Source organism: Parasphingopyxis sp. (assembly GCF_052168275.1).
Classification (GTDB): Bacteria; Pseudomonadota; Alphaproteobacteria; order Sphingomonadales; family Sphingomonadaceae; genus Parasphingopyxis.
Genome location: NZ_JBQLZM010000036.1, coordinates 1 through 5,657, shown reverse-complemented (window position 1 = coordinate 5,657; position 5,657 = coordinate 1). Strand labels below are relative to the sequence as shown.

The window sequence follows — 5,657 nt, the reverse complement described above, 5'->3', positions numbered from 1 at the left end:
TCTGGCGACAGGACAGGCGGCGGATCGAGGCCTCCGTCTATGCCGATTATGGCGGGCAGCGCTATCGCTGGCAGGCCTTTGTCGACCGCGCCGACCCGGTGCTCAATCCCGAGACGCGGACGATCGACGTCTTCCTGCGGGTGCCCAATCCGATGCAGCCCGGCCAGCTCGCGGCCGAACAGGCCGATGGCGAAGCCGGCGCGGAGAATGCCCGGGCGGCGACCGGGCCGCCGCTGCTGGTCGGCAGTTTCGTCCAGGTCGCGATCGACGGGCTGGCGCTCTCCCGCTACGCCGCGGTGCCGATCGCCGCGCTGCGGCCGGGCAACCGGCTCTGGCTCGTACGCGAGGGGCGGCTCGCCATCGTTCCGGTCGAGGTGCTCCAGCGGACCGATACCGAGGTCTTCGTCCGCGCGGATCCGCTCGGCCGCGATCCGCAGGTCATTATCGGCGATATCGGCGTCGCGACCGACGGGATGCGGGTGCGCACGGCGGACGATGAAGCGGACTCCGGGACGGCGGAAAGCGAAGGCGAAGCCGAGTGAGCGCCGACCCGCCTCCCGGGTCCGGCCAGTTCGACCCGAGCCGGGGCGGCGGCATGGTTGGCTATATGGCGCGCAACGGCGTCGCGGCCAATCTGCTCGCCGTCTTCCTGCTGGTCGCGGGGCTGATCTCCTACGGCACGATCGTCCAGGAGGTGTTCCCCGAGAGCAGCCTCGACACGGTGCAGGTCAGCGTCATCTATCCCGGCGCGACGCCCGAGGAAGTCGAGGAATCGGTCGTCCAGAAAATCGAGGAGGCGGTCGAGAGCGTCGAGGGCGTCAAGGAGGTCCGCTCGACGGCGTCCGAGGGGCTGGGCAGCGTTTCGGTCGAGCTCGAACTCGGCACCGACATCGCCCGCGCGCTCGACGACATCAAGAGCGAGGTCGACCAGATCCAGACCTTCCCGGCCGATGCCGAGGAACCGGACGTCCGCGAACTGACGACCCGGCAGAGCGTGATGCAGATCGCGCTCTACGGCGATGTCAGCGAAAGCGCGCTCAAGCGCCTTGCCTATCAGCTCGAGGACCAGCTCGCCGCGCTCAGCGAGGTCTCCTATGTCGAGACCGGCAGCGTGCGCGACTATGAGGTGTCGATCGAGGTGCCGCAGGACACGCTGCGCGCCTACGGCCTGTCGCTCACCGATATCGCGCGCACCGTCGCCGCCTCGAGCCTCGACAGCCCGGCCGGGTCGATCGACACCGCGTCCGAGGAGGTCCGCATCCGCACGATCGGCCAGAATTACGGCCAGCAGGATTTCGAGGAGATCGTGCTGATCGGCCGTTCGGACGGCACGACCATCCGGCTGGGCGACGTCGCGACCGTCGTCGACGCGTTCGAGGACAACGATCTGAGCGCCTTCTACAACGGCACGCCGGTCGCCTTTGTCGAAGTGTTCCGGACCAGCGACGAGCGCGTGCTCGACATCGCCGAACAGGTCGAACGCTATCTGGAGGAGGATTTCGCGCCGACGCTGCCCGAGAATATCTCCTACGCGATATGGAACGACGATTCCGAAGTGTTCGAGGACCGGCTGAGCCTGCTCGTCAAGAACGCCGCGATCGGCCTGATCCTCGTCCTCGTCGCTTTGACCCTGTTCCTCAACATCCGGCTCGCCGTCTGGGTCGCCTTCGGCATCGCCGTCACCTTCGTCGGCGCCATCGCGGTGCTCGACACGCTGGGGTCGAGCATCAACATGTTCTCGCTGTTCGGCTTCATCCTCGCGCTCGGCCTCGTCGTCGACGATGCGATCGTGGTCGGGGAGAATATCTATGCCGAGCGCGAGCGCGGCCGCCGCGGCCTGTCGGCCTCGATCATCGGCTCGCGGCGGGTGACCAAGCCCGTCATCTTCGCGGTGCTGACGACGGCCGCCGCCTTCTCCCCGCTCTTCGCGATCGGCGGCGTGTTCGGCAAGCTGCTGTTCGATATCCCGCTCGTCATCGTCACCGTGCTCGCGCTGTCGCTGGTCGAGAGCCTGCTCGTCCTGCCCAACCATCTCAGCCATCTGCCGCCGCCCGATCACGAATCGAAATCGCGCGTCACCCAGTTTTTCGACCGGGTGCAGAAGGCGGTCGACGCGCGCTTCCAGTGGTTCGTCAACGGCCCGCTGGAAAAGGCGCTGACCTTCGCGGTGAACGCCCCGTCGATCGTCCTCGCCGGCGCGATCGCGCTCGTCATCCTCTTCATGGCGCTCGTGCCCGCCGGAATATTGAAGGTCCAGTTCTTCCCCGATGTCGAAGGCGATATCGTCCGCGCGACGCTGGAAATGCCGGCCGGCACACCGGTCGAGCGCACCGAGGAAATCGCCCGCTTCATCGAACGGCGCGGCCGCGAGGCGATGGCCGGGATCGAGGCGGGACGGGACGAGGATGCGCCCGACCTGGTCCGCGGCATCTACACGACGATCGGCCAGACGACCGCCGGCGGCGGACCCGAAGGCGACCGCAGCTCGACCGGCGCGAATCTCGCCGCGGTGCAGTTCAGCCTGCTGCCCGGCGACGAGCGCGACGTCTCGGCGGCCGCGTTCGAGGATGCGTGGCGCGATGCCGTCGGCCCGGTCGCCGAAGCGCGCTCGCTGGTCTTCGCCTCCGACCTGTTCTCGGCCGGCGCGCCGGTCAGCGTCGAACTGTCGCACCCCGATACGGCCACGCTGACCCGGATTTCCGAGGATCTGATGCGCGATCTCGCCCGCTTCCAGGGCGTGTTCGATATCGAGACCGACCAGGACGCCGGGCTCGAGGAGATCCAGCTGCGGCTCAAGCCCGCCGCGCGGACCCTGGGCGTGACCCTGCAGGACGTCGCCGGCCAGGTCCGCGCGGCCTTTTTCGGCGACGAGGCGGTGCGCGTCCAGCGCGGGCGCGAGGATGTGCGCGTCTATATTCGCCTCCCCGAGGAGGAGCGCAATTCGATCGTCGACGTCGAACGGTTCCGGGTGCGCGTGCCGGGCGGCGAGGTCGCGCTGAGCGAGATCGCCGACGTCTCCTTCGGCGAATCGCCCTCGGTGATCCGGCGGCAGGACGGGCGGCGCGTCGTGACGGTGAGCGCCAATGTCGACACGACGGTCATCACCGGCCAGGAGATCAGCCGCCAGCTCGAGGAAGAGGTGCTGCCCGCGATGCAGCAGGACCATCCGCTGCTGCTCTTCGATTTCGGCGGCGAACAGGCCGAGCAGGAAGACAGTTTCGGCGATCTCGGCACCGCCTTTCTCGTCGCGCTGCTGCTGATCTACATCCTGCTCGCGGTGCCGTTCCGCTCCTATGTCCAGCCGCTGATCATCATCGCCGCGATCCCGTTCGGCATCATCGGCGCGCTGATCGGCCATCTGATCCTCGGCCTGCCGGTCGGCATCCTGAGCATGTTCGGGCTGATCGGGCTGTCGGGGGTGATCGTGAACGGATCGCTGATCCTCATCGATTTCATCAACGAACGGCTCGAAGAGGGCGCGGACATCAAGACGGCGATCATCGACAGCGCCAAATCGCGCTTCCGCCCGATCGTGCTGACCTCGCTGACGACCTTTCTCGGCGTCGCCCCGATCACCTTCGAGACCAGCCTGCAGGCGCAGTTCCTGATCCCGATGTCGGCGAGCCTCGGCTTCGGCGTATTGTTCGGGACCGTGCTGCTGATGCTGCTGATCCCGGCGCTCGCGATGCTCCAGCACCGCGCCACCGCCCGGATCAAGCGCTATCTGAAGAAGGACGATACCGGTTCGGCGGAGCCGGAAACCCAGCCCGCCTGACCGGCTAGTCCTGCCGTTCCATCGCGGCGGCGACCGCGGCGCCGATCTCGTCGGCGAGCGGATTGCGCCGCAGCGTGAGCCCGCCATTGGGCTGGATGTTCTGCCCGGTCAGGAAGGCTTCGTCGCTCGCCAGCCACAGCGCGGCATTGGCGACATCCTCGGCGGTGTTGAGCCGGCCGAGCGGATATTGCGGCAGGAACGCGTCGACCATTCCCGGCGTCGCGAAGGCGCCCTCGGTCATCGGGCTTTCGGTAAAGGCCGGCGAGATCGTGTTGGCCCTGATCCCGTATTTCCCGAAATCGTTGGCGACGCAGCGGATCAGCGCCTCCGAACCCGTCTTCGTGCCGATATAGGCGGCATGGTCGTTGAGCAGCGCCCGCGTCGTCGCCGAGGAGATCTGGATGATCGAGCCGCCGCTCGGCTCGTTCTCCATCATCTGGGTCACGAAGGCCTGGAGGAAATGATGGACGCCCTTGAACTGCAGGTCGACGATCCGGTCGAGCTCCTCCTCGGTGACGTCGAGCAGCGGCTTCAACAGGCCCCAGCCGGTCGCGTTGACCGCGATATCGACCGATCCGAGCTTGTCGCGCGCGGCCTTGGCGAGCGCGAACACCGCGTCGCGCTTCGTGATGTCGCACAGCGCCCATTCGCCGCCGATCGTCCCGGCGAATTCGGCCAGCGGTTCCTCGTGCCGGCCCGAGACGAGCACTTTGGCGCCCTCGTCCGCAAAGCGCTGCGCGATGGTCTGCGCGATATTGCCGCGCGACGCCGCCCCCAGGATTACCGCCGTCTTGCCTGCCAATCGTGTCATCCGTCCCTCCCGTTTACCGGTCCTGACTATGGCATCGGGCCGGGCGGCGGAACTGGCATTATGGCCAGCCCGGCCTCGCACAACTGACAGTCGCGCCCGGCGCGGTTATGCGCTTTATTCCCGTCCACGAGGGAGGCGCGCATGTTCACGGGACCCGTTGAAGACCGGCTGGCGATCCGCGAGCTGCACGACCGCTATTCCGACGCCGTCTGCCGCATCGACGCCGGCGACTGGGGCGATTGCTGGGCCGAGGACGCGGTCTGGGAATTCATGGGGATGACGATCGAGGGCAAGCCGGCGATCGTCGAACTGTGGACCGGCGCGATGGCGGGATTCGACGCGGTCAGCTTCATCGCGGTGCCCGCCGCGATCGAGATCGACGGCGACCGCGCGACGGGACGCTGCCAGACGCACGAGATACTGGTCGAAAAGGGCCGGTCCCGCATCGCGGGCGGGCTGTACGAGGACGCGTTCGTCAAGCGGGACGGGCGCTGGCTCTACGCCAAGCGCAATTTCCGCGTGATCGCCGAACATCGGCCCGAATAGAGACATGGACAGGAGGGGAATATGAAAGTCGTCGTATCGGCCATGGTGGACCTGCCGCCGGAGAAGCGCGACGAAGCGCTCAGGACGGCCCAGCCCTTTATCGACGGGGCGCTGAGCCAGGACGGCTGCATCGCCTATGCCTGGACCGCCGATCTCAACGATCCGGCGCGCGTCCAGGTTTTCGAGGAATGGGAGAGCGAGGCGGCGCTCGCATCGCATCTCGCCGGGCCGCACTATCTCGGCATGCTCGGCCATATGGGCAGCTTCGATATCGTCAACGCGGTGAGCCGCAAATATCGCGTCGACAAGGAAGGCCCGGTCTATAACGCGGAAGGCGTCGCGACCGCCGATTTCGATTGAGGGCTGGGGCCCGCCTTCCCGTCATTGCGAGCGTAGCTAAGCAATGACGGACAGAGTCGCCGCACCGGATTTGTCTGTCAGAACGTTGCTGGCGCAACGTCGCCGCACCGGCCCGCACCCCCTCCCGGCCTCCCATTGAGTGTACCCTGTTGGGAGGCCGGGAGG

General features: G+C 67.2%; 4 protein-coding genes and 1 pseudogene. 4 read left to right on the top strand and 1 reads right to left on the bottom strand.

Going from position 1 to position 5,657, the window contains the following annotated elements; all coding sequences use genetic code 11:
* Together ACTS1X_RS03125 and ACTS1X_RS03120 are read left to right on the top strand one after the other, a co-directional pair.
* Positions 1-542, top strand: a pseudogene (locus ACTS1X_RS03125) (RND transporter); the annotation flags it as partial.
* Positions 539-3,775 carry an efflux RND transporter permease subunit gene (locus ACTS1X_RS03120; RefSeq protein WP_442612924.1) on the top strand — a complete coding sequence of 1,079 codons (3,237 nt, stop codon included), beginning with the start codon at positions 539-541 and terminating at the stop codon, positions 3,773-3,775. The pseudogene ACTS1X_RS03125 and the gene ACTS1X_RS03120, both read left to right, overlap by 4 nt.
* 4 nt (positions 3,776-3,779) lie before the next feature.
* On the opposite strand, the gene ACTS1X_RS03115 is transcribed toward ACTS1X_RS03120, so the two are convergent.
* Positions 3,780-4,586 carry an SDR family NAD(P)-dependent oxidoreductase gene (locus tag ACTS1X_RS03115; protein ID WP_442612923.1) on the bottom strand — a complete coding sequence of 269 codons (807 nt, stop codon included), beginning with the start codon at positions 4,584-4,586 and terminating at the stop codon, positions 3,780-3,782.
* Positions 4,587-4,727: 141 nt separating this feature from the next.
* On the opposite strand from ACTS1X_RS03115, the gene ACTS1X_RS03110 reads away from it, so the two are divergent.
* On the top strand, positions 4,728-5,132 hold the full coding sequence (locus ACTS1X_RS03110) for a nuclear transport factor 2 family protein (protein WP_442612922.1): 405 nt from the start codon (positions 4,728-4,730) through the stop codon (positions 5,130-5,132).
* Positions 5,133-5,153: 21 nt separating this feature from the next.
* Positions 5,154-5,492 (top strand): putative quinol monooxygenase, encoded by a 339-nt coding sequence (locus ACTS1X_RS03105; RefSeq protein ID WP_442612921.1) that lies wholly within the window; start codon positions 5,154-5,156, stop codon positions 5,490-5,492.
* The last annotated feature ends 165 nt before the right edge of the window (positions 5,493-5,657 follow it).